At 69.7% G+C, this 22,873-nt stretch carries 21 protein-coding genes and 2 tRNA genes; 17 read left to right on the top strand and 6 right to left on the bottom strand.

Annotated features, from left to right (window positions below; translation table 11 throughout):
• Positions 1 to 4 precede the first annotated feature (4 nt).
• Positions 5 to 721: an IspD/TarI family cytidylyltransferase gene (locus ACWD5D_RS03815; RefSeq protein WP_451371166.1), complete on the bottom strand. Its 717-nt coding sequence runs from the start codon at positions 719 to 721 to the stop codon at positions 5 to 7.
• Between the two features lie 3 nt (positions 722 to 724).
• On the bottom strand, positions 725 to 2,317 hold the full coding sequence (locus tag ACWD5D_RS03820; RefSeq protein ID WP_451371167.1) for a CDP-glycerol glycerophosphotransferase family protein: 1,593 nt from the start codon (positions 2,315 to 2,317) through the stop codon (positions 725 to 727).
• A 903-nt stretch (positions 2,318 to 3,220) separates the two neighbouring features.
• On the opposite strand from ACWD5D_RS03820, the gene proB reads away from it, so the two are divergent.
• The 5 genes from proB (at position 3,221) to ACWD5D_RS03845 (ending at position 8,222) form a co-directional block, all read left to right on the top strand.
• Positions 3,221 to 4,327, top strand: coding sequence for a glutamate 5-kinase (proB, locus tag ACWD5D_RS03825; protein ID WP_451371569.1), 1,107 nt, complete (start codon positions 3,221 to 3,223; stop codon positions 4,325 to 4,327).
• Positions 4,328 to 4,554: 227 nt separating this feature from the next.
• Positions 4,555 to 4,980, top strand: coding sequence for a hypothetical protein (locus ACWD5D_RS03830; RefSeq protein ID WP_451371168.1), 426 nt, complete (start codon positions 4,555 to 4,557; stop codon positions 4,978 to 4,980).
• 106 nt (positions 4,981 to 5,086) lie between these two features.
• Positions 5,087 to 6,373: a glutamate-5-semialdehyde dehydrogenase gene (locus ACWD5D_RS03835; RefSeq protein WP_451371169.1), complete on the top strand. Its 1,287-nt coding sequence runs from the start codon at positions 5,087 to 5,089 to the stop codon at positions 6,371 to 6,373.
• A gap of 117 nt (positions 6,374 to 6,490) precedes the next feature.
• A complete protein-coding gene (locus ACWD5D_RS03840; protein ID WP_451371170.1) occupies positions 6,491 to 7,063 on the top strand; it encodes an SCO2584 family spore wall biosynthesis protein in 573 nt (190 codons plus the stop codon).
• A gap of 88 nt (positions 7,064 to 7,151) precedes the next feature.
• Positions 7,152 to 8,222 carry an SCO2583 family membrane protein gene (locus tag ACWD5D_RS03845; protein ID WP_451371171.1) on the top strand — a complete coding sequence of 357 codons (1,071 nt, stop codon included), beginning with the start codon at positions 7,152 to 7,154 and terminating at the stop codon, positions 8,220 to 8,222.
• Between the two features lie 62 nt (positions 8,223 to 8,284).
• Here the strand turns inward: ACWD5D_RS03845 and ACWD5D_RS03850 are convergent, their stop codons facing one another.
• The gene (locus ACWD5D_RS03850) at positions 8,285 to 9,379 is read right to left on the bottom strand and encodes a M48 family metallopeptidase (protein ID WP_451371172.1); all 1,095 of its coding nucleotides are present in this window, start codon (positions 9,377 to 9,379) and stop codon (positions 8,285 to 8,287) included.
• A gap of 109 nt (positions 9,380 to 9,488) precedes the next feature.
• On the opposite strand from ACWD5D_RS03850, the gene ACWD5D_RS03855 reads away from it, so the two are divergent.
• The 10 genes from ACWD5D_RS03855 (at position 9,489) to ACWD5D_RS03900 (ending at position 15,100) form a co-directional block, all read left to right on the top strand.
• A complete protein-coding gene (locus ACWD5D_RS03855; protein ID WP_451371173.1) occupies positions 9,489 to 9,653 on the top strand; it encodes a hypothetical protein in 165 nt (54 codons plus the stop codon).
• Between the two features lie 166 nt (positions 9,654 to 9,819).
• Entirely contained in the window at positions 9,820 to 9,984 is a 165-nt protein-coding gene (locus tag ACWD5D_RS03860) for a hypothetical protein (RefSeq protein ID WP_451371174.1), read from the top strand.
• Positions 9,985 to 10,040: 56 nt separating this feature from the next.
• Positions 10,041 to 10,769, top strand: coding sequence for a nicotinate-nucleotide adenylyltransferase (gene nadD, locus ACWD5D_RS03865; RefSeq protein ID WP_451371175.1), 729 nt, complete (start codon positions 10,041 to 10,043; stop codon positions 10,767 to 10,769).
• Between the two features lie 16 nt (positions 10,770 to 10,785).
• A complete protein-coding gene (locus tag ACWD5D_RS03870; protein ID WP_451371176.1) occupies positions 10,786 to 12,489 on the top strand; it encodes a LytR C-terminal domain-containing protein in 1,704 nt (567 codons plus the stop codon).
• Positions 12,490 to 12,695: 206 nt separating this feature from the next.
• On the top strand, positions 12,696 to 13,139 hold the full coding sequence (gene rsfS / locus ACWD5D_RS03875) for a ribosome silencing factor (protein WP_451371177.1): 444 nt from the start codon (positions 12,696 to 12,698) through the stop codon (positions 13,137 to 13,139).
• On the top strand, positions 13,139 to 13,807 hold the full coding sequence (locus ACWD5D_RS03880; RefSeq protein ID WP_451371178.1) for a histidine phosphatase family protein: 669 nt from the start codon (positions 13,139 to 13,141) through the stop codon (positions 13,805 to 13,807). Before rsfS ends, ACWD5D_RS03880 begins: the two co-directional genes overlap by 1 nt.
• 108 nt (positions 13,808 to 13,915) lie before the next feature.
• Positions 13,916 to 13,988, top strand: a tRNA-Ala gene (locus tag ACWD5D_RS03885).
• 74 nt (positions 13,989 to 14,062) lie between these two features.
• Entirely contained in the window at positions 14,063 to 14,620 is a 558-nt protein-coding gene (locus ACWD5D_RS03890; protein ID WP_451371179.1) for an MFS transporter, read from the top strand.
• A 69-nt stretch (positions 14,621 to 14,689) separates the two neighbouring features.
• Positions 14,690 to 14,863: a hypothetical protein gene (locus tag ACWD5D_RS03895; protein ID WP_451371180.1), complete on the top strand. Its 174-nt coding sequence runs from the start codon at positions 14,690 to 14,692 to the stop codon at positions 14,861 to 14,863.
• 3 nt (positions 14,864 to 14,866) lie between these two features.
• Positions 14,867 to 15,100, top strand: a complete 234-nt coding sequence (locus ACWD5D_RS03900) for a hypothetical protein (protein ID WP_006136074.1) — start codon at positions 14,867 to 14,869, stop codon at positions 15,098 to 15,100.
• Here the strand turns inward: ACWD5D_RS03900 and ACWD5D_RS03905 are convergent.
• Positions 15,069 to 16,301: a glycosyltransferase 87 family protein gene (locus tag ACWD5D_RS03905; protein WP_451371181.1), complete on the bottom strand. Its 1,233-nt coding sequence runs from the start codon at positions 16,299 to 16,301 to the stop codon at positions 15,069 to 15,071. The two genes, ACWD5D_RS03900 and ACWD5D_RS03905, sit on opposite strands and share 32 nt — an antisense overlap.
• A gap of 115 nt (positions 16,302 to 16,416) precedes the next feature.
• Between ACWD5D_RS03905 and ACWD5D_RS03910 the strand changes: the two genes are divergently transcribed.
• Positions 16,417 to 16,489, top strand: a tRNA-Ala gene (locus ACWD5D_RS03910).
• A 116-nt stretch (positions 16,490 to 16,605) separates the two neighbouring features.
• Here the strand turns inward: ACWD5D_RS03910 and ACWD5D_RS03915 are convergent.
• Both ACWD5D_RS03915 and ACWD5D_RS03920 read right to left on the bottom strand, forming a co-directional pair.
• On the bottom strand, positions 16,606 to 18,216 hold the full coding sequence (locus tag ACWD5D_RS03915) for an NADH-ubiquinone oxidoreductase-F iron-sulfur binding region domain-containing protein (protein WP_451371182.1): 1,611 nt from the start codon (positions 18,214 to 18,216) through the stop codon (positions 16,606 to 16,608).
• Positions 18,213 to 19,505 carry a cytochrome b/b6 domain-containing protein gene (locus ACWD5D_RS03920; protein WP_451371183.1) on the bottom strand — a complete coding sequence of 431 codons (1,293 nt, stop codon included), beginning with the start codon at positions 19,503 to 19,505 and terminating at the stop codon, positions 18,213 to 18,215. Before ACWD5D_RS03920 ends, ACWD5D_RS03915 begins: the two co-directional genes overlap by 4 nt.
• A gap of 402 nt (positions 19,506 to 19,907) precedes the next feature.
• Between ACWD5D_RS03920 and leuS the strand changes: the two genes are divergently transcribed.
• Complete coding sequence (leuS, locus tag ACWD5D_RS03925) at positions 19,908 to 22,781, top strand: leucine--tRNA ligase (RefSeq protein ID WP_451371184.1); 2,874 nt, start codon at positions 19,908 to 19,910, stop codon at positions 22,779 to 22,781.
• Positions 22,782 to 22,873: the final 92 nt, after the last annotated feature.

Consider the following 22,873-nt stretch of genomic DNA (forward strand, 5'->3'; position numbering starts at 1 on the left):
GGACTCACATCCCCCCGATCTGCTGGTTCTCGATGATCTCGAAGAACGTCCGGCACAGATAGAAGTCCTCGGCCGTCGTGATCTTTATGTTCGAGCGGGGGCCCACCACCCGGTACAGCTTGTGACCGTACCGGTGCATGAGGGAGCAGGAGTCGATGGTGTCGTGCTCGCCCTCGGAGACCGCACGGTCGTACAGCGACAGGATCTGAGCGAGGCGGAAGCTCTGCGGGGCCTGCGCGGCGTAGATGTGGTCGCGCGGGATCACATCGTCGATGTGCTCGTTCTCGCTCGACACGACGGTCTCGTTGAACTTGGTGCAGGTGATGGCGGAGCCGTGCTCCTGGACGGACTCGATGTTGGCGCTGATGAGATTCGCGTCGATCAGCGGCCGCACGCCGTCATGAATCAGTACGACGGTGTCCTCGGGACAGTCCGCGGCGACCGCCTTGAGAGCGTTGTGCCGCGACTCCTGACCGGTCTTGCCGCCGTCGACGACCCACCGGACCTTCTCGATCTCGTACCGCTTGAGCATCTTCTCCATGAGCTCGCGGTATTCGGGGAGGATCGCTATGGCGATGCCGTCGATATCCGGGTGCGCCTCGAAGTGCTCAAGGGTGTGGATGATGATCGGCTTGCCGTGGATCTCCAGGAACTGCTTCGGGAGGGCGCGGGAGTTCATCCTCGACCCGATGCCGCCTGCGAAAAGCAATGCAATGTTCACGGTTCATGCCTCCGACTGGTCGCTGAGCGGTTGGTCGCCCACCGCCGTGTCGTCCGGGGCGAGATCGAGCCAATGATGGTCGCCGCCCGTCTGCCTGTCACTGGGATCGCCGACCACTAGCCAGTCGATCACCCGGTCCGCCGAGTTGGTGTCGACGAAGTCGAAGTTCTCCTGCCGGAACTGCTCGACCTTCGAAGTGTCGTAGTCCTCGTCCTGTATGGCCTTGAGGAGTTCGTCGAAGGTCACGCAGATCTTGCCGGGAGCAACGGAGTCGTAGTCGCGGTGGAATCCGCGGATCACCGAATAGGTGTCCTTGTCGTACGCATAGAAAAGGATCGGCCGGTCGAGGAGCGTGTACTCGTAGATGACGGAGGAGTAGTCGGTGACGAGTACGTCGGTGACCTGAAGCAGATCGTTGGTGTCCGGGAACGACGCGAAGTCCAGCAGTCGGTCGGAGAATTCCTCGGGTATCGGCACGGGTTCCGATATGAAGTGGTGCATCCGGAAGAGTACGACGTACTTGTCCCCGCAGACCTCGTGGAGTTTCGCGAAGTCGATGCGGTCGTAGGGGTAGTGCGCATCGCCGATGCTCTTCCCGCGGAAGGTCGGCGCGAACAGCACTATCTTCTTGCCCTTGAGCTTCGGGTTGGCGGTGTAGAAGTCCTCGACGACCTTGCGTGAACGCTCCTTGTCGAGGAACGTGTCTATTCGGGGCAGGCCCGTCGGTACGACCGCCGATTCCTCGATGCCGAACGCCTCGGCGTACACCGGCACAAGGTGCTTGGAGCCGGTGATCACGTACGTGTACTTGCGGTGGGCGTTCGTCAGCTTCGGCGAACCGTAACGCCCGAACCGGCTGTAGCCGACCGACTTGAACCCGCTGCCGGCGTGCCAAAGCTGGATGATCTTGGTCTTGGGGGAGATGCCCAGCTGCGCGATGAGCCCGAAGTAGTCGTCCATCAGCACGACGTCCGACGTCGCCAGCAGGTAGATGAGGCGCAGCGTGCTCCACTTGTTGGAGGTGGCCGGAATCCGGAACGAGTGGCGGAACTTGTACTGCTTGTCGAGGCCCCGCTCGATCATCCGGTCGTGGACGCGCGCCAGGTTGCCGCCAAGGCCGGTGCGCATCTCGGAGGCGAACAGGATCCTGTTGCCGCGCGGCGGATTCAGGCGGCGCGAGAGCGAGTAGACGCGATTGGCGAGCTTGCGGCGCCGGGCCCGCGGGAACACCTTCAGCCCAAGTCGCTTGCCCAGCGGCGCCTTCGGGCCCTTCGGACCCTTCGCGCCCTTTTTCTTACCCGGCCCGGCGCTGCGGAACAGCTGGTACGTCCGCATGAGGAACTCGGGGTTCTCGTCGTCGTCCGAGATGCCGAAGGCGATCACGTACGCGGTGCGGTTGCGGTCGTAGAGGAAGGTACGGGAGTCAACGTCAAGGCGGTCTATGGCAGTCAGGTCGAAGTCCGCGGCCGGCAGCCGTTCCTCGCCGACCACCGGGACGATCCGCCACGTCCCGTTGGGCACCTGACGGCGGTCCTGGAAGTTGGTGACGTTGATCTCCAAGCGGTGCTGTTCGGCATCGATTTGCCGAGAATTCACCAGGAACTCACGCTCTCCATCGACGATCAGGAAGCGGAGGGCACTAGAATCCCCAGTGAAGTCCGACACGACCGCCGTGAGTGAAAGGTGTACACGTTCCCAGGAAATCGCCGCTATCGAGCAACGCGCCATCGTTGTCCTTCCGTCCGTGAAACCGCCGCGCAACTATGAGGCCTGCGCGACGGCGACGAGGCCTGCCTGCGCCAGGTGGGGGCGGCCGTGGGAGCATAGCCTACTGGCCCAGGGCAGCCCTAAGTCGTGACGGGAGCCACTGCCGCGCTGCCCTTGCCGACTCAAGGGGCCGCGTTCCGAAGGTTAATGCCCGCATAGGGCGCCAGCGGCCCGGCCCGGCTTAGCGATAAACCCGCCTTCGTACAGCACACGGAGCATAGCGGTTTACCGCCCGTCGTCATTGTCACCAGGGTGTCACGCTGCGTACGGACGTGGTCGCCGACCTGCCCTTTCTCCTCGCGCTCCGCTGCCACGCGTTGGGCGTGCTCTTCGTCACTGTGCCGACGACGCTTCCGTCAATGCCGCCATCTCCGCATGGATCGGGACGCCTGGACGTTGATCACGTATCGCCGATCACATGCGAACCGCATTTGTCACAGAAGCCCTTGCGGGCCGGCATGGTTTCAGTGACTGCACCGTTGCACCACAATCCGTCCGCACTCTCCCCTCGGGCGGCGCTCGCCGATCTTCTTCGAGCGGCATTCGACGCGTCATCAACTACGGTGACGCCCTCCGCGCGAACGTGTCCGAGCAGCCGGACGAGAACCGTCCGTGTGCTGGACGAATGCACGGTAACCACCCTGACTCACGTAGATTCGACACGTGGACAAGGACGTGCAGTTGAACGGACGCGCAGAGACGGGCAGCGAGGTGGCAAGGGCGAGGCAGGCCGTGCGCGAGGCACGCAGGATCGTCGTCAAGGTGGGCTCCTCGTCGCTGACCACCGCCGCGGGAGGCCTGGACGCGGACCGCGTCGACGCGCTGGTGGACGTCCTCGCCAAGATTCGCAGTGGGGGAGAGCGGGAGATCGTCCTGGTCTCCTCCGGCGCCATCGCCGCCGGTCTCGCTCCGCTGGGACTGCGCCGCCGGCCCAAGGACCTGGCCCGCCAGCAGGCCGCCGCCAGCGTCGGCCAGGGCCTGCTCGTCGCCCGTTACACCGCATCCTTCGCCCGCTACGGCGTCCGCGTCGGCCAGGTCCTGCTCACCAGCGACGACATGAGCCGCCGCGCCCACCACCGCAACGCCTCCCGCACCCTGGACAAGCTCCTCGCGATGGGCGCGTTCCCGATCGTCAACGAGAACGACACCGTCGCCACCGACGAGATCCGCTTCGGCGACAACGACCGCCTCGCCGCCCTCGTCGCCCACCTCGTCCACGCCGACCTGCTCGTCCTCCTCTCCGACGTCGACGGCGTCTACGACGGCGACCCCAGCAAGCCGGGCACCTCGCGGATAGCGGAGGTCCAGGGGCCCGAGGACCTCGCCGAGGTCGAGATCGGCAGCACCGGCAAGGCCGGCGTCGGCACCGGTGGCATGGTCACCAAGGTCGAGGCCGCCCGGATCGCGGCCGCCGCCGGCATCCCCGTGGTGCTGACGAGCGCCGTCCACGCGGCCGACGCGCTCTCCGGCGGCGACACCGGCACCTACTTCCATCCCACCGGCAAGCGCTCCGCCGACCGCCTGCTGTGGCTCCAGCACGCCTCCACCCCGCAGGGCTCCCTCACCCTGGACGACGGCGCCGTCCGCGCGGTCGTCGAGCGGCGCACCTCCCTGCTGCCCGCCGGGATCGCCGCCGTCGACGGCGAGTTCAGCGCCGGCGACCCCGTCGAGCTGCGCGACGGCACGGGGCGCGCGGTGGCGCGCGGCATCGTCAACTTCGACGCCAAGGAGATCCCCCAGCTGATCGGACGTTCGACCCGGGAGCTGGCACGCGAACTGGGTCCGGCCTACGAACGTGAGGTCGTACACGCCGACGACCTGGTTCTTCTGCGCGCATGACAGGCGCGGATCCAGCCGTGGAGCCGGCTCGGAACCAGCTGGGAAGCGGCTGGGAAGCGGAGCGGAACCGCCGTGGAAACCGCCCGTGAAGAGGGGCGCGCGGACCGTCCCGGCGGGGGACGTTCCGTAAAACCGCCACATCGAGCCCGGCGGCCTGCTCAACTTTGTCTCGGGGACATGTTGAAGGGACACGTTCCGTCAAGGGGCCATGCGTGAAGGAGGCCGTCGTGAGACGAGTCCGTCCTGGGGCGGTGTCCCGCGGTGCTCTGACGAGCGTCGCGGCCGGGGACATCTACGAGGAACCCAAGGACCTGCCCCGCCTTTGGCACGTCACCCTCAGCGTCGCCGGGGAGCACGTCCCCGTGCAGGACCTGCGGCGCGCCCTGGAACAGCTCGCCCATGACCACCCCTTCCTGCTGACCAGCAGATACGCCGGCGACCACGTGGAGATCCGGTACTGGGAGGAGGCCCGCGACCTGCACGACGCGGCCGCCGTCGCGCTGCGCCTGTGGGGCGAGCACCGCCAGAGCGCCGGCCTGCCGCCGTGGGAGATCGTCGGCCTGGAGGTCATCGACCGCGAGACCTACCACCAGCGCATCTCCGAGGGCTACGGTCCCGCACCGGCGACACCCGTGGGTGTGCACCCCTTCTGATCCGCAGGAGCCACACCGGGGCGGGCCGTGCATTCACCCCATTGATCCCGTCTCGACGTGTGGAACATCGGATGAGACGGCGCGTTGCGCGCACTACCCTTCCTTCATGACCACGCTCTCGCCGTACGACTCGATGTCCCCGGTCACCCAGGCCGCCTACCGGTCCAAGGCCGCCGCCGCCGACCTCGGGCCGCTCCCGCGTGCCGTGAAGGACGACGCGCTGCTCGCCATCGCCGACGCCCTGGAGGTCCGCACGGCCGAGATCGTCGAGGCCAACGCCAAGGACGTGGCCAAGGCCCGGGAGAACGGCACCAGCGAGTCCATCGTCGACCGGCTCACCCTCACCCCCGAGCGGATCCGCGCCATCGCCTCCGACGTCCGCGACGTCGCGAAGCTGCCCGACCCGGTCGGCGAGGTCGTCCGCGGCTCCACCCTCCCCAACGGCATCGACCTGCGCCAGGTCCGCGTCCCGCTCGGCGTCGTCGGCATCATCTACGAGGCCCGCCCGAACGTCACCGTGGACGCCGCCGCCCTCTGCCTGAAGTCCGGCAACGCCGTCCTGCTGCGCGGCTCCGCCTCCGCCTACGAGTCCAACGCCGCCCTCGTCCGGGTGATCCGCGACGCCGTCGGCGGCTCCGGGCTGCCCGCCGACGCCGTCCAGCTGGTGCCGGGGGAGAGCCGCGAGTCCGTGCGCGAGCTGATGCGCGCCCGGGGGCTCGTCGACGTCCTCATCCCGCGCGGCGGCGCCTCCCTGATCCAGACCGTGGTCAGCGAGTCCATCGTCCCCGTGATCGAGACCGGTACCGGCAACTGCCACGTCTACGTCGACGCCCACGCCGACATCGACATGGCCATCGAGGTCCTGATCAACTCCAAGGCCCAGCGGGTCAGCGTGTGCAACGCCGCCGAGACCCTCCTGGTCCACCAGGACGTCGCCGCCGAGTTCCTGCCGCGCGCCCTGGACGCGCTGGCCGAGGCCGGCGTCACCGTCCACGCCGACGAGCGGGTCATGGCCTACGCCGAGGACTCCAAGGCGACCGTCGTGGAGGCCGTGCCCGAGGACTGGGAGACCGAGTACCTCTCCCACGACATCGCCGCCGCCGTCGTGGACTCCCTCGACAAGGCCGTCGAGCACATCCGGCTGTGGACCTCCGGCCACACCGAGGCGATCGTCACCACCTCCCAGCCGGCCGCCCGCCGCTTCACCCAGCTGGTCGACTCCACCACCGTCGCCGTGAACGCCTCCACCCGCTTCACCGACGGCAGCCAGTTCGGCTTCGGCGCCGAGATCGGCATCTCCACCCAGAAGCTGCACGCCCGCGGCCCGATGGGCCTGCCGGAACTGACCAGCACCAAGTACATCCTCACCGGCGACGGGCACGTTCGCCGCTGAGATTCACTCCCTCGGCCGTGGGCCGCACTCCGGTTCCGCGGCCGAAAGGCGTCTCCCCGCGCAGACGAATTTCCATACCGTCTGCCCAAATTGACCCCCCAGGTCTACTCTGGAACCGTGCCGGAGGACGTGGGGGGCACGCCGTTCCCTGACGGCTGGGAGCCCGACGACGACCACGACCATGGGGTGTCGGACGAAGAGTTCGCCTCCGTGGTCTTCGACGAGGCCTTCGTGCAGGCGGCCACGGTCCACGAGCCGACCGCCGTCGAACGCCTTCTGGCCGCCGCCGAGGCACGGGCCGAGGCCTCCGAGGCCGAAGCCCGCCGCGCCCACGCCAGAGGCGAGCGCTACGACGACGCGTACGGCCCCGAAGGAACCGATTTCGGTCATGATCGGGACGACGACGAGCCGGACGACGGCTACGTCCTCGGCGGCCACGACGACTTCACCGGCCCCTACGGCAAGCAGGTCCGCTGGCACCGTCCGGTCGCCTGGGTGCTCGCCCTCGTGATGGGCATCGGCATGGTCGCGCTGGCCTTCGCCGCGGTCTACCGGGGTGGCTCCTCGGGTACCCGCGACCGGGTCCCGCCCCCCGCCTCCACCGGCCTGGAGCAGGGCACCGCGGCGGCCCCGTCCGTCTCCGGCGACTCCTCCCAGCCGGCCTTCTCGGCCGTCCCGCGCTCCCCCTGAACGCCCCGCGCACTTTTGGTGAGCACCTGTCAGAAGTTGTCGTGTACCAGCGCGTTTACCTGAGGCCCGTGAGACCTACTCTGAAAGTATGAGCGGGCCTGGAGACCCACCGGAGGGGACACCCGAGGGCGGCCCCGGAGGTGCGGACGACGAATACCGATCCGTCGTTTTCGACGAATCGTTCGTCCGTGCTGCCCGCCTCCAGGAGTACTCCGCCGAGGAGCGCATGGCCGACCACGCGCCCGCCGTGCGCCGCCGCCCGCCCATGCGCCGCGGACTCACCTGGCAGATCCTCATCCTCGCCATGCTCGTCGCCGTCGCCTTCGGCACCGCGATCTACATGGGCGTCCGCCACCCCTACGGCACCCCGGTGACCCGCACGCCCACCGAGCCCCTGCGGATGACGGTCATCCCGCTCGTCCCGCGGGGCAAGGTGCCCGGCGCCGCAGACGCCGGCACGCTCTACCGGCACAGCCCCGCCGCCCAGTTCGAGACCGGCGCCGCCGGGATCCCGCTGCCCGCCGCCCGCAGCACCGCGCACTTCTCCGACAGCCAGGTCACGGCAGCGCTGAGCATCGCCAGGAACTACCTCGTACGGTCCTCCCTCGACCCCGCCGTGCTCACCGGCCGCCAGGTCCGGCCCGCCCGGGCCCTCCTCGACGGCGACCAGCTCGACCAGTTCGACCAGAGCTTCGACCACCCCGCCGCGGACGGCCGGCACGCCCCCACCGGCTGGCTGGTCCGGCTGGACCCCGCCAGGGCGGAACTCGCCGACGACCGGGTCCGCGTCCTGGGCACTCTCCGGGCCACAGAGACCGACTCGACCACCCTGGAGATCAGCTCTGACAGCACCTTCGTCTACGCCCTGCGCGCCGTCGGCACCGGCGACCGTTCCCCGGTGTCCCTGTTCACCGTCCGCCGCACGCTGACCTTCCGCTTCGACGAGGACGACCTGCGCGTGGGCCAGACCCAGCTGGTCTCCTCCTACGCCCAGGCGGGCCCGCTGTCCTGCGCGGAGGACTCCGTCTCCTACCTCCGCCCGCTCCTGTCCGGCCAGAGCGCCCGGCCGGGCGGCCCGGCCGGCACCAACCCCTACGCCACGGACAGCGCACCGGCACTGTGCGGCACCCTGGCGCAGGAGGCCCAGCCGAAGGGGTGAGCAGTCAGCAGTCAGGGCCGGGGCGCGGGCGGTCAGGCCGGCGGTGTGGGCCGGGGTCCGGCTCAGGCCTCGTCGGGGGTCGGCGTGTCGCCCGGAGCGTCCTTCGGCGGAGCCGGGCTGCGGAAGCCGTCGAAGCCCCGGCGAACCCGGCCGCCCAGGTCGCCGGCACCGCCCGCGAGATCCGACACCAGCTTCATCAGCGGGTCCTTGGAGCCCTTCACATCGCTGGCGTAGCTCGCCGCGGACTCCCGGAAGGAGTCGCTGACCTTGGTGTCCTTGTCCTCGCTGCGCCGCGGGTAGTGGCCGTCCATGATCCGCTGGTAGTCCCGGGTCTCGGCCCACTTCTTCAGCTCGGCGGCCCGCACCGTGGTGAAGGGGTGCGAGCGGGGCAGCACGTTGAGGATCTTCAGCACGGAGTCGCGCAGATCGCCCCCGGCCTCGTACTCCTCGGCCTGCTCCAGGAACGCGTCCACGTTCATCTCGTGCAGATGGTTGCCGCCCGCGATCTTCATCAGGCCGCGCATGGAGGCCCGCAGATCCTGCCCCGCCAGCAGTCCGGCCCGGTCCGCCGACAACTCCGACTTGCGGAACCACTCCCGCAGCGCCGTCACGATCGCCATGATCGCGAGGTTGCCCAGCGGGATCCAGGCGACCTTCAGCGCCAGCGTCGTCAGGAACAGCAGGATCGTGCGGTACACCGCGTGCCCGGACAGGGCGTGCCCCACCTCGTGCCCGACGACCGCCCGCATCTCCTCCTCGTCGAGCAACTCGACGAGGCCCGTGGTGACCACGATGATCGGCTCGTCCAGCCCGATGCACATCGCGTTCGGCTGCGGATCCTGGTTGACGTACATCGGCGGGACCTTCTCCAGGTCCAGGATGTAACAGGCGTCCAGCAGCATGTCGTGCAGATGCGAGAACTGCCGCTCGGAGACCCGCACCGAGTCGGACAGGAACAGCAGCCGCAGGCTGCGCTCCGGAAGCAGTCCGCTGAGCGCCTTGAAGACGGTGTCGAACCCGCTCAGCTTGCGCAGCGCGACCAGGGCCGACCGGTCGGCCGGATGCTCGTACGCACGTGTGGAGATCCCGGGGAACCGCTTGCGCTGCCTGCTCGGCACGCGCTCGCGCCCGCTCTGCTCGTGGCCGTCGTCGGACATGTCATCCCCCATGTGCGTGTGAGTGCCCACTGTGCCCTGTGCCCCCGAGGCACGGCCCAGCCTAGGCGGAGATACCGTGGACGGGCAGTACAGCCGAAGGAGCCACGTCATGGAGCACCACCCCGCAGCCGCCTGGCTGACCGAGGCCGCCGCGAGCGCCGTCCAGCAGCACGGGGCGGGAAATCTGCTCCGTATCGTCCTGATCGTGATGGTCCTGGGCTGCGCACTGGCCGGTTGGTTCCTGCTGCGCGGCTACAAGCGCAAGGACGACTGACAGCGCGGGAAAGTTCCCCGCCGACGCCCCGGGAAGATCCTCGTGCCCGGCGGCCGCCCGCCTCCGTCGTTCCCCGATGGAGGAGTCGGCGTGATCGTCGCAGGGCCGCCCGCTTACGATGAGCCGACATCTTTATCCCGCCCACACGCGATAGGTCCTGCCGAAGATGAGCTTCCACAGCGTCGCCGCCCAGTTGGTCACCCTCGCCGCCGAGGGCGAGAAGCACGGTGGCAACCACAACAGCCTGAACCCGGCCATCACTGGCGGAGGCGCCCTGGTCGTCCTGCTGCTTCTGCTGTGGATCACCACCCGCTTCAACCGCGACCGCTGACCGGGGACCCGGTCCCCGGCCGGGAGCCACAGGCCGGGCCGGTAGGGTCTGCACGCATGGGAGAGCAGGACATGCCTACCGGTCCGGTGGACGAGACGGCCGCGCGCGCGGCCGACGACGCAGCTCAGCACGCCGACACGGCGACCGGCACGGTGAAGACCCCGTCCTACCCACCGGGTCACGGCCCCGCCCGCTCGGGCAAGCGCCGGCTCGGTGTCATGGGCGGAACGTTCGACCCGATCCACCACGGGCACCTCGTGGCGGCCAGCGAGGTCGCCGTGCAGTTCCACCTGGACGAGGTGGTGTTCGTACCCACCGGCCAGCCGTGGCAGAAGTCCCACCGCAAGGTCTCCCCGGCCGAGGACCGCTATCTGATGACGGTCATCGCGACCGCGGAGAACCCGCAGTTCTCCGTGAGCCGTATCGACATCGACCGCGGCGGCCCCACCTACACCGTGGACACACTGCGCGACCTGCGCGCTCTCAACCCAGACACAGACCTGTTCTTCATCACCGGCGCCGACGCCCTCGCCCAGCTGCTGACCTGGCGCGACTCGGAGGAACTTTTCTCCCTCGCGCACTTCATCGGCGTCACCCGCCCCGGCCACCATCTGACCGACCCCGGCCTCCCCGAGGGCGGTGTCTCACTGGTCGAGGTTCCGGCGCTGGCCATCTCCTCCACGGACTGCCGTGCGAGAGTCGCCAAGGGCGATCCGATCTGGTACATGGTGCCGGACGGAGTCGTGCGCTACATCGACAAGCGTGAGCTGTACCGCGGCGAGTGAGCCGAGAGGGGCACCGGTGAACGACCGATACGACGCTGGGTACGGGGGCGACCAGTACGAGATCGTCGGCTACGACGAGTACGGTCGGCCTGTCTACCAGCAGGTTCCGGCACAACAGACTCCGCAGCAGGGCTACGACCCGTACGGCCGGCAGGGCTATGGCTACGGCGGCTACGACACCGGTCAGCAGCCCCCCGTGGCCCCCTCGTACGCCCCCTACGGCACCCAGACCCCGCACGACCCGTACAACCCCTACGGCACCGGCGCCCCTCAGGGCCCCGACCCGTACGACCCCTACGGCCAGGCGGCGACGAGCGGGCAGCAGCCCCGGGTCGCCGAGCAGTCCGCTCACATCCCGCAGCAGCCCGGCCCGGCCCAGGAGACACGACCGCAGCCGCCCCGGTCCCCCAGGGCGGCCGAGAACCGGTCGCCCGGAGGCGAACCGGACAACCACACCGAGCAGTTCGCGTTCGTCGAGGATCCGGACGGTGACTCCGAGGACGTCATCGACTGGCTGAAGTTCACCGAGAACCGCACCGAGCGCCGCGAGGAGGCCCGCCGCCGCGCCCGCAGCCGTGTCATCGCCCTCCTCGTCGTCCTCGCCCTCGTCGCCGCCGGCGGCGTCGGCTACCTCTGGTACGCCGGGAAGCTGCCCGGCCTGTCCTCCTCCGGCACCAAGGCGGGCACGGCTACGGCGGCCGGCGCCCAGAAGCGCGACGTGATCGTCGTCCACCTGCACAACACCGCCAAGGGCGGCACCTCCACGGCCCTGCTGGTCGACAACACCACCGCCAAGCAGGGAACCACCGTCCTGCTGCCCAACTCCCTCGCGCTGACCGACGATTCGGGCTCCACCACGACCCTCGCCAAGTCGGTCGACGACGACGGCTCCTCCGGGACCCGCGACCAGATCGACACCGTCCTCGGCACCAGCATCCAGGGCACCTGGCGGCTGGACACCCCGTACCTGCAGAACCTCGTCGACCTGGTCGGCGACATCGACATCGACACCAACGCGGACGTGCCCGACCCGGACGCCAAGAAGAAGGGCGCCTCCCCGCTCGTCCACCGGGGCGAGGCCCAGACCCTCAGCGGCAAGATGGCCGTCGCCTACGCCACCTACCGCGCCTCCGGCGAGGCCCAGAACGCACAGCTGGAGCGGTTCGGGCAGGTACTTCAGGGCGTGCTGCGCAAGATCTCCTCCGACCCGTCCGACGCCACGGTCACCGTGCAGACCCTCGCGCAGATCCTCGACCCGCCCCTGACCGACAAGGACCTCGGCACCTTCCTCGCCAAGCTCGCCGACCTCGCCAAGGGCGGCGACTACAAGACCGCGCTGCTGCCCGTGCAGAGCGACGGCACGCTGAGCGCCCGGACCAGCGACAGCGTGGTCAAGGACATCCTCGGCGGCACCGCCAAGAGCCCCGACGCCGGTTCCGCGGTCCGGGTCTCCGTCCAGAACGCCACCGGGGTGAAGGACGACACGGAGAAGGCCCGCGTGGTCCTCCTCAACGGCGGCTTCACCTTCCTCGAGGGCGGCACCGCCTCCGGCGCCCAGATCGCCTCCAAGGTGACCTACTCCGACGCCGCCGGCAAGGAGAGCGCCTCCGAGGTCGCCAAGACCCTGGGCCTGCCCGCCGCCTCGGTGCGCAAGGGCGCGGTCTCCTCCGGCGCCGACGTCTCGGTCGTCCTCGGCCAGGACTACCGGCCCTCGTCCTGACCGGGACGCGGACCGGAACACGGGCGGGGACGCCCTCGGCCACGGCGCGGACGCGGCCCGGGCACCCCACGTGAACCGTTATTCACGTGGGGTGCGTCGGGTGGTCCGTGAGACCCTTGAGATCTGGTGACCCGCCGACGGGCTGTGCCATGTGGGGGCCGTGCCCCCACCCCAGCTGATCTCCGACCCCGACCGAAAGCTACGTAGTGACCGCCACCGACCGTTCCCTTGAGCTCATCAACTCCGCCGCCCAGGCGGCGGCCGACAAGCTCGCCCACGACGTCATCGCCTACGACGTCAGCGACGTGCTGTCCATCACGGACGCATTCCTGCTGGCCTCCGCGCCCAACGACCGCCAGGTCAGGGCGATCGTCGACGAGATCGAGGAGCGCCTGCTGAAGGAGTGCGGCGCCAAGCCGGTGCGCCGCGAGGGCGACCGCGAGTCCCGCTGGATCCTGCTCGACTACGTCGACATCGTCGTCCACGTCCAGCACAGCGAGGAGCGGGTCTTCTACGCCCTGGAGCGGCTGTGGAAGGACTGCCCCGAGATCGAGCTCCCCGACGACGCCAAGGCCACCCGCGGCAAGGCCGAGGAGCACGCCAAGCTGCAGGCCGTGGACGCCGCCGACGAGCCGGGCGGGCGGTGGTGATGAGCGCCACGGGCGAGGTGGGCGACCACAGGAACCGGGGGCGCCGCATCATCCTGTGGCGCCACGGCCAGACCGCCTGGAACGTGGAGCGCCGCTTCCAGGGCACCACGGACGTCGAGCTGACCGAGACCGGCATCGGCCAGGCCCGCCGCGCCGCCCGGCTGCTCGCCTCCCTGGGGCCCGACGCGATCGTCTCCTCGGACCTGCAGCGGGCTGCGAACACGGCCGCCGAGCTGGCCCGCCTCACGGGCCTCGAGGTCACGCGCGAGGAGGACCTGCGCGAGACCTACGCGGGCGTGTGGCAGGGGCTCACGCACGAGGAGATCATCGCGAGCTACGGCGAGCAGTACGCCGCCTGGAAGCGCGGTGAGCCGGTCCGCCGCGGCGGCGGCGAACTGGAGACCGAGGTCGCCGACCGCGCCGCCCCTGTCGTCCTGCGGCACGCCGAGAAGCTGCCCGAGGACGGCACCCTCGTGGTGGTCAGCCACGGCGGCACCATCCGCACCACCATCGGCCGGCTCCTGGACCTCGAGGCCCAGCACTGGGAGAGCCTCGGCGGCCTCTCCAACTGCTGCTGGTCCGTGCTCGGCGAAGGCGCCCGCGGCTGGCGGCTGCTCGAGCACAACGCGGGCACACTCCCGGAGCCCGTCCTCGGCGACGACACCTGAGCGGCCCGAGGGGCCGCCGTTCCCGGCCCCGGGACCCGGATTTCACTTTCCGGCAGGTCGCAGGCTAAAGTTCTTCTTGTTCGCCCCCGCCGAGCGGGAAGAACGCAAGGGGCTATAGCTCAGTTGGTAGAGCGCCTGCATGGCATGCAGGAGGTCAGGAGTTCAATTCTCCTTAGCTCCACTGATCGACACTCTGTTGAGTTGTCAAAGATCGGTGATGAAGATCCCGTTCCCTCAGGGGGCGGGATTTTCTGTGTGCCATCGGCGAATGATCTCGCGGGGTTCCTGTTCACGCTGACGCTGCACGTACAGAGCGGGCTGGGCTACAGCCCGCTGCGGGCCGGTCTGAGCTTCGCGCCCACCGCGGTCGTCTTCGGCGCGGTCAGTTTGACCTGGCGCAGGTGGCCCCGGCAGCGGGCGCTGACGACGGCCGGATCCACGCTGGCCGCGGCGGGGGCGGCCGGCGTGGGCCTGGCCTTCCGCGGCGGAGGAGACGGGGGAGCGGCGGTGTACGCGGTCTACGCCGTGGTGGGCGTCGGGCTCGCGCTCGCCTTCAGCCCCACGTTCACCGGCGCCCTGGCGACCGTACGGCCCGAGGACGCGGCGGACGCCAGTGGGCTCCTCGCCACGGTGAACCAGCTCGGTCAGCTGATCGGCGTCGCGGTATTCGGCACACTGTTCCTCAACCGGCTTGAGTCACTCGGGGCCCCGACGGCGTATACCTCTGCGGAGGCGTTCTCGGTGTCCGCGTGGGCGCTGGCCGGAACGGCGGCCGTGGGGGCCGTGTCCGGACTGGTACTGAGGCGTCGCTGACCGTATTGGCCCGGCCGTGGCAGAATCAAACGGCCGGAAGGGGGCGCGGCCCGACGGGAGGGAGTAGCGATGCCTGCGAGCATCCTTGAGGAGGTCGGCCACCTCCTCGGTGCGGCGTTGATACGGGACACCAGCACCCGGCTCAGCTGTCCTTCCTGCGGTTCCGTGCACGTGGCCCAAGTTCTCGGCGACAACGGCGGAATCTCCTACGTGTGCACGGCCTGCGGCCACAGCTGGAGCTGATCGATGGGTGCACACAGGCGAAAGTGCGACTGGTGTGGGAGCGGTACACCGATCGTCCGCGACATGGAGCCGATCAATCCCGACTACCAGTACTGGTGCGAGGAATGCGCACGGGCGCTGATCATAAAAGGCGACCCGATCGAGACCTACCGCGAACTCGAGGGCGAGCCGATCTACGGACGGCTGCTCGAGGAGCACTGCACGCTCAAGCGGTTCTACTCCTTCGTGACGGCTTGACCGGGGCTCGATCGCGTCCGTGCCCCGGCAACGATGTCCAGGCCGACACGAGGAACAGCGCACCCGCACCTCCGTAGAGCCCCGACAGCATTAACTCGCCGACGTTCTGGTGCAGTTCGGGCCGCCCCGTGCCGTGTGGCACCCACCAGGGGGCGTACGACCAGAAGACGAGCGACGCGCCCAGGGCGGCTGCCCGGAGCCGATGGGTCCACAGTCGCAGCACCAGGGGCACGCACCACACCCAGTGGTGCGTCCACGACACCGGGCTGATCAGCAGAGCCGTGACCGCGCAGGTGCACACCGCCCAGGCCCGCCGCCCCCGCAACTCCGCCCGGACCGCCACCGCGAGCCCTAGGACCGCCGTCACGGCCGTGCAGGCGACCCAGAGGGCTCCCGGATCGGCCGTGTGCAGCAGGCGGGCCAGAACACCGCGCAGGGCCTGGTTGGCGGTGTCCTCGGCATGACCCACCCGGTTCGTGCGGGCGACCATGTCGGTCCAGAACCGCCACGAGTCGTACGGGAGGGCGACCGCTGCGACCAGGGTCGCGCCGGCGAACGCGGCGGCCGCCCCGCGCGCGTGGCGCAGCCAGGGCCCTCCGTCCCCGCCCCTCAGGTGCGCCACGACACCGGTGGCGAGCAGGAACACCGGGAACAGCGCCGGCGTCAGCTTGACCGCGGCGGCCAGCCCCAGGCCCGCCCCGGTCCAGCGGTCGTACCCGCCGGCCGGGCGACGGGTCAGGTCCCACAGCACCAAGACGGCCAGCAGCAGGTTGACCTGGCCGTAGCGCAGGGTCGTCCACACCGGCTCGCACCACACGGCCAGCGCCGCGACCCACCAGACGGTCTCCACGCGCGCGTGGCCGACGAGTTTCAGCGACAGCCGTACGAACACCACCAGGAGGGTGAGATTCGCGGCCGTCGCAAGCGCGCGCAGGGGTGTGGTGTCGAGCAGCGTCAGCGGTGTGAACAGCAGGGCCGCGAAGGGTGGGTAGGTGGTGGGCAGATGGTCCGGCGTCGCCCGCAGCGTGTACAGGTCGCCTCCCGCGCGGACCGTGGCCCCCTCCGCCCGGTACACCATCAGGTCGATCATCGACACGTTCGCGGCCCGTTGCGCGGCCCAGAAGACCGCGAACGACACCAGGCACGCGACCAGGGCGAACGGCACCCGGCGGTGGCCTGAGGGCGATGCGATCACGGACATGAAAACCGACATTAGCTGCCGTATCGACGTGAACCCGAAATCGATTTGGTGCTGCGCTCACCGGCCTGTAATGTTTAGCCCGTCGCCGGGGGAACCGGGCGAAACAACAGAACAAGGGGCTATAGCTCAGTTGGTAGAGCGCCTGCATGGCATGCAGGAGGTCAGGAGTTCAATTCTCCTTAGCTCCACAGGAATCGAAGGCGGATCATCCGAACGGATGGTCCGCCTTCGGCGTGTTGTGGATGACGGTGAGCGAGCAGAGGGGCGGGTCACCCGAGTCGGTGACCCGCCCCTTGCCGTGTGTTCAGCGACCCAGCGCCCGCCGGCCGCGGCCCTGGGAGAGGACCGGCAGGTTGCGCGACGGCGCCTGCGCGCGCGTGTCCTCCTCGATGCGCAGGGCGAGGGCCGGGCAGCGGCGCACCGCTCGCAGCGCCTTCGCCTCCGCGTAGCGCGGAACCTGTGCCTGGGCGACGGTCGGGAAGCCGTCGGCGCCCAGTTCGAAGACCTCCGGGAGGATGTCCGCGCACAGCCCGTGGCCCCGGCACAGCGTCCAGTCGACGTGGATCTTCTGGCGGCTTGCGCCGGCCTCCTCGGGCTCCCCGCCGCCCGGGATGCCCGTGGGGGTCCTGCCTTCCTCGAAGAGCGGCAGAACGCCCTCCACGGGCCTTCCGCAGCCGTTCCCGAGGACGTGCGCGGCCAGGTCGTCCGTGAACGCCTTGATGGTCGACTCCAGGAACATCGCGGAGCCGTCCGGGTGCGAACACGCCCCGCGCCGCTTCACGTTCCTCGTGACCTGCTTCAACGCCTCCAGGGCGGCCGGTCCGCCGCCGCTCAGGATGTCCTCCATGCCCCGCGCGGCGGCGGGCAGTCCGAGGTAGCAGGGACCGCACTGGCCGGCGCTCTCCTCGGCCAGCCACTGCGCGACCCGCAGGGACTCGCCCAGCGGGCAGGTGTCCTGGCTGATCGGCAGGATCGCGCCCGCGCCCAGCGAACCGCCCACCGCGTCCAGGGAGTTGCGGGAGACGATCGCCTCGTCGACGGTGGCCGCGTCGATCCACTTGCCGTGGTAGCCGCCGGTCAGTACGCCCTGCGGCATCGGCGGGGCGCCGGCCAGTTGCAGGATGTAGCGCAGCGGCACGCCCGTGGGAACCTCGATCACCATGGGGCGGGCTACGGCGCCGGAGACCGTGAGCAGGACGGTGCCCGGCTCGTCGTACAGGCCGGTGTTGCCGTAGCGCTCCGGGCCGATGCGGGCGGCGACGGCCAGCTGGGCGAACGTCTCCGCGTTCGACAGCAGGGTGGGCGCCCCGCCGACGCCGATCCTGGAGGCGCTGATCTTGCGGCCGGGCGGGATCGCCGGGCCGCCGTCGATGGAGCGGATCAGCGACGCGGCTGCGCCGGTGACCATGCGCACCGGGTTGCGCTGCACCCACGCGCGCAGAGCCGACCTGCGGCTGTTGCTGAGGCCGCGCTCGGCCAGCGCCGCCTCCATGGAGCGCTGGGTGGACTCCCGGGTGACCCCCACCACGAGCGTGCGGGCACCCAGGGCCTCGGCACACAGCAGGGCGCCGTCCAGGATGAGGTGCGGGGCACGGTTGATGAGCACCGTGTCCTTGCGGCAAGCCGGTTCGTCCTCACTGCCGTTGATGACGACGACCGGCCGCACCCCGCGCTTGATCGCCGACTCGGCGACCGAACGGAGTTTCTTGTGGAACGGGAAGCCCGCACCGCCGCGGCCCTTGAGGTTGATGTTCTCTGCGAGCTGGGCGAGCTGTTCGCCGCCCAGGGGGTCGAGCGGGCCGTGCACCTTCAGGTGCATCGGCAGGTCGAGCCGCTCCACAAGGTCGAAGCCCGACGTGAGCTGGGGAAGTCCGACCACGCGGACTTCGGGGACGTCGGGCAGGGCCTCGTTCACCTATAGCCTCCGGAGGGCATGTTCCAAGGTTCGCCCGAACCCGGCGTGCCGAACGGCGTGCCGGGGTTTGGTTCGGTGGCGGGACCGCTTTCGAACGTGTCACCCGGGTTGTACGTGCCGTAGAGGGTGTTCGACTCACGGGTGTCGTACACGTCACTTCCGCCGTAGCCGGAGGTGTCCGGACCGCCGTAGGCCGAGACCGTGTATCCGGTGTCCTGGAGCGGGTCGTACGCCGACGGGGGAGCCTCGCCGACCGGCGGCGGGGAGGGTATCGGCCAGGAGCCCGAGGCGCCGGCCGGGCCGTCCGCACGCGGGAACGTCTCCGTGGCCTGCAGATCGCGCGGCAGGTCGGTGCTCATGGTCCGGCCGGCCGCGTACGGCTGCTGCGGGCGGCCCGACGTGTTGACCGCGCGGTAGGCCGCCGCGAAGCCGGAGAGGGGCTCCGTGGCCGGCGCGGCGGGCGACCGGTACGGCGATGCGGAGGCGGCGGCCGGGACGTCGGCGCCGGACGGCTGAGGGTCGCGCCGGCTCTCGAAGCCCGGCAGGGGGGACTCGGCGGCGCGGGAGCGGCTCGCGTCCAGGTCGTCGAGGTCCGCTCGCCCCGAGCTGCCCAGGAGCGCGACGAGCCGGTCGGCGACCCTCCGCTTGAACGGACGCGGAGCGGAGCGCAGCGCGAGGGCGCCCATCACGCCCAGCAGGGAGAGGCTGTAGAGGATCACGAAGACCGGCTTGGCCTGACGGCCCGCGTAGAGCCCGTGGACCAGGGCCGCGCACCAGGCCGGGTAGGCCAGCATGTGCATGGCCCGCCACCGGGCGGCGACGGGGGCCGGGGCGGCGAAGTTGCTGCGCAGGGCCCCGGTGATGCCCACGAAGATCATCAGGAGGCCCGCCAGGGAGCCCAGCCCGATCAGGCCGGCGCTGCCGGTGCCGCCGAGCGAGAACGGGATGATCGCGGCGATCAGCTGGGTGTGGCCCAGCGCGATCTTGGTGGTGATGTGCAGCAGCAGGAACGCGATCGAGGCGACCGCGGTCGTCCGGTGCACCGCCTGCCCCACGATCCGCTGGCGCGTGTTCAGGAAGATCCGGTCCTGGGCGAGGAGGCCCCAGATGACCGAACAGCTGAGCGCGACGAGGGACAGCACGCCCGCGCCGAAGTTCAGGAAGTCGCGGAACTGGCTGCCTCCGGCCCGCACGGCCAGGGGTATGAGCAGCAGGGCGACAGCGGACGCCACCCCATAGGCCGAGCGGCCCGGTTTGGGGAGCGAGCTGTTACTACGACGAGCGTTCATGGGGGCAACTCCGAGCAGTTCCGGGAAAGCGGTCCCGCTGCCGAACTCTAGGTGGCGCCATACCGATCAGTACGAGGTTTGAGTTATTGCGTTATTACCAAAGGACAATGCGACCGGATCGATGCCCCTTAGCGGGTGTTACGCGAAGTAATCCTTGACCTTCGTTCAGCTCTGGTCGGGTTCGTGGCATGTCCACAAGGCATACGGAAGCGCGTCGCGGCTTGCTCAAGGGCTGCGGTACCCTAGCGCCATGCGTGCCGTACGCCTTCTGCTTAGCGGGCCGCGCTGATCAGTACCGACCACCTGTGAAGTCGTGTGGTCGGCATCGGCGCGGCGTCCCCTCCTGTGCGAGGGGCTTTTTCATTTCCGCAGGCAGAGACGATCGATGGAGCTTTGAGGATCATGAGCGAGACGAACCCCGCTGCCACTGCCGAGGTGGCCGCGCCGCACCGCTACACGGCCGCCATGGCGGCCGAGATCGAGGCACGCTGGCAGGACTTCTGGGACGCGGACGGCACCTACGCGGCGCCGAACCCCAAGGGTGACCTGGCCGGCGACGCCGCGCTGGTGGCCAAGCCCAAGAAGTTCATCATGGACATGTTCCCGTACCCCTCCGGTGCGGGTCTGCACGTCGGTCACCCCCTGGGGTACATCGCCACCGACGTCTACGCCCGGTTCCAGCGCATGACCGGCCACAACGTCCTGCACACCCTGGGTTTCGACGCCTTCGGCCTGCCCGCCGAGCAGTACGCGGTGCAGACCGGCACGCACCCGCGTGTGTCGACCGAGGCCAACATCGAGAACATGAAGGCCCAGCTGCGCCGGCTGGGTCTGGGCCACGACAAGCGCCGGTCGTTCGCCACGATCGACCCGGACTACTACAAGTGGACCCAGTGGATCTTCCTGCAGATCTTCAACTCCTGGTACGACGACGAGGCCCGGAAGGCCCGCCCGGTCTCCGAGCTGATCGCCCAGTTCGAGTCCGGTGAGCGCACCGTACCGGGGCACACGCGCGCGTGGAACGAGCTGACCGCCGCCGAGCGCTCCGACGTCCTGGGTGAGTTCCGACTGGCCTACGCCTCCGAGGCGCCCGTCAACTGGTGCCCCGGCCTGGGCACCGTGCTGGCCAACGAGGAGGTCACCGCGGACGGCCGCTCCGAGCGCGGCAACTTCCCCGTCTTCAAGGCCAAGCTGCGCCAGTGGAACATGCGCATCACCGCCTACGCGGACCGGCTGCTGGATGACCTGGAGGAGCTGGACTGGCCCGAGGCCATCAAGCTGCAGCAGCGCAACTGGATCGGCCGCAGCGAGGGCGCCCGCGTCGACTTCCCGATCGACGGCGAGCACATCACGATCTTCACCACTCGCCAGGACACCCTGTTCGGCGCGACCTACATGGTGCTGGCGCCCGAGCACCCGCTGGTCGAGAAGTTTACCCCCGAGGCGTGGCCCGAGGGCACGCACGAGGTGTGGACCGGCGGCCACGCCACCCCGGCCGAGGCCGTCGCCGCCTACCGCGCGCAGGCCGCCTCCAAGTCCGACGTGGAGCGCCAGGCCGAGGCCAAGGACAAGACCGGCGTCTTCACCGGCGCGTTCGCGACCAACCCGGTCAACGGCGAGCAGATCCCTGTCTTCATCGCCGACTACGTCCTGATGGGCTACGGCACCGGCGCGATCATGGCCGTCCCGGCGCACGACACCCGTGACTTCGCCTTCGCGCGCGCCTTCGAGCTGCCGATCCGCTGCGTCGTCGAGCCGAGCGACGGCCGCGCCACCGACACCTCGACGTGGGACGACGCCTTCGCGTCGTACGACGCGAAGATCATCAACTCCGCCGGCGACGACGTGAAGCTGGACGGCCTGGGCGTCGTCGACGCCAAGGCCCGCATCACCGAGTGGCTGGCCCGCAAGGGCATCGGCGAGGGCACCGTCAACTTCCGCCTGCGCGACTGGCTGTTCAGCCGCCAGCGCTACTGGGGCGAGCCCTTCCCGATCGTCTACGACGAGGACGGCATCGCCCACGCGCTGCCCGAGTCGATGCTGCCGCTGGAGCTGCCGGAGGTCGAGGACTACAGCCCGCGCACCTTCGACCCGGACGACGCCGACACCCAGCCCGAGACGCCGCTGTCGCGCAACGAGGAATGGGTCAACGTCACCCTGGACCTGGGCGACGGGCCGAAGAAGTACCGCCGCGAGACCAACACCATGCCCAACTGGGCCGGTTCCTGCTGGTACGAGTTCCGCTACCTGGACCCGCACAACGACCGGCAGCTGGTCGACCCCGAGATCGAGCAGTACTGGATGGGCCCGCGCGAGGGCCTGCCGCACGGCGGTGTCGACCTGTACGTCGGCGGTGCCGAGCACGCCGTGCTGCACCTGCTGTACGCGCGCTTCTGGTCCAAGGTCCTGTACGACCTGGGGTACGTCTCCTCCGCCGAGCCGTTCCACAAGCTGTTCAACCAGGGCATGATCCAGGCCTTCGTCTACCGCGACAGCCGTGGCATCGCGGTGCCGGCCGCCGAGGTGGAGGAGCGCGACGGCGCTTACTACTTCGAGGGCGAGCAGGTCACCCGCCTGCTGGGCAAGATGGGCAAGTCCCTGAAGAACGCCGTGACCCCGGACGAGATCGCCGCCGAGTACGGCGCCGACACCCTGCGCCTGTACGAAATGGCCATGGGCCCGCTGGACGTCTCCCGCCCGTGGGACACGCGCGCGGTGGTCGGCCAGTTCCGGCTGCTGCAGCGACTGTGGCGCAACATCGTCGACGAGAACACCGGCGAGGTCACCGTCACCGACGCCGAGCCCGGCGAGGACACGCTGCGGGCCCTGCACAAGGCCGTCGACGGTGTGCGCCAGGACCTGGAGGGCCTGCGCTTCAACACGGCCATCGCCAAGGTCACGGAGCTGAACAATCACCTGACCAAGGCCGGTGGCGCTCTGCCGCGCTCCGTCGCCGAGCCGCTGGTGCTGATGGCCGCCCCGCTGGCCCCGCACATCGCCGAGGAGCTGTGGCGCCGGCTGGGCCGCACCGACTCGGTCGTCCACCAGGACTTCCCGGTCGCGGACCCGCAGTACGTGGTGGACGAGACCGTGACCTGCGTCGTGCAGATCAAGGGCAAGGTCAAGGCCCGCCTGGAGGTGCCGCCGACCATCTCCGAGGAGGAGCTGGAGAAGGTCGCGCTGTCCGACGAGAAGGTCGTCGCGGCACTGGACGGCGCGGGCATCCGCAAGGTGATCGTGCGGGCGCCCAAGCTGGTCAACATCGTTCCCGCGTGATGACCGGGTAGAGGCGGCGTCCGTCGTCGGGGTAGTCCCCTACGGGCAGGTTCGGGGTTCGTCCGGAACTCCGGACCTGCCTGCTGCGTTTA

The sequence above is a fragment of the Streptomyces sp. NPDC002520 genome (assembly GCF_053595235.1).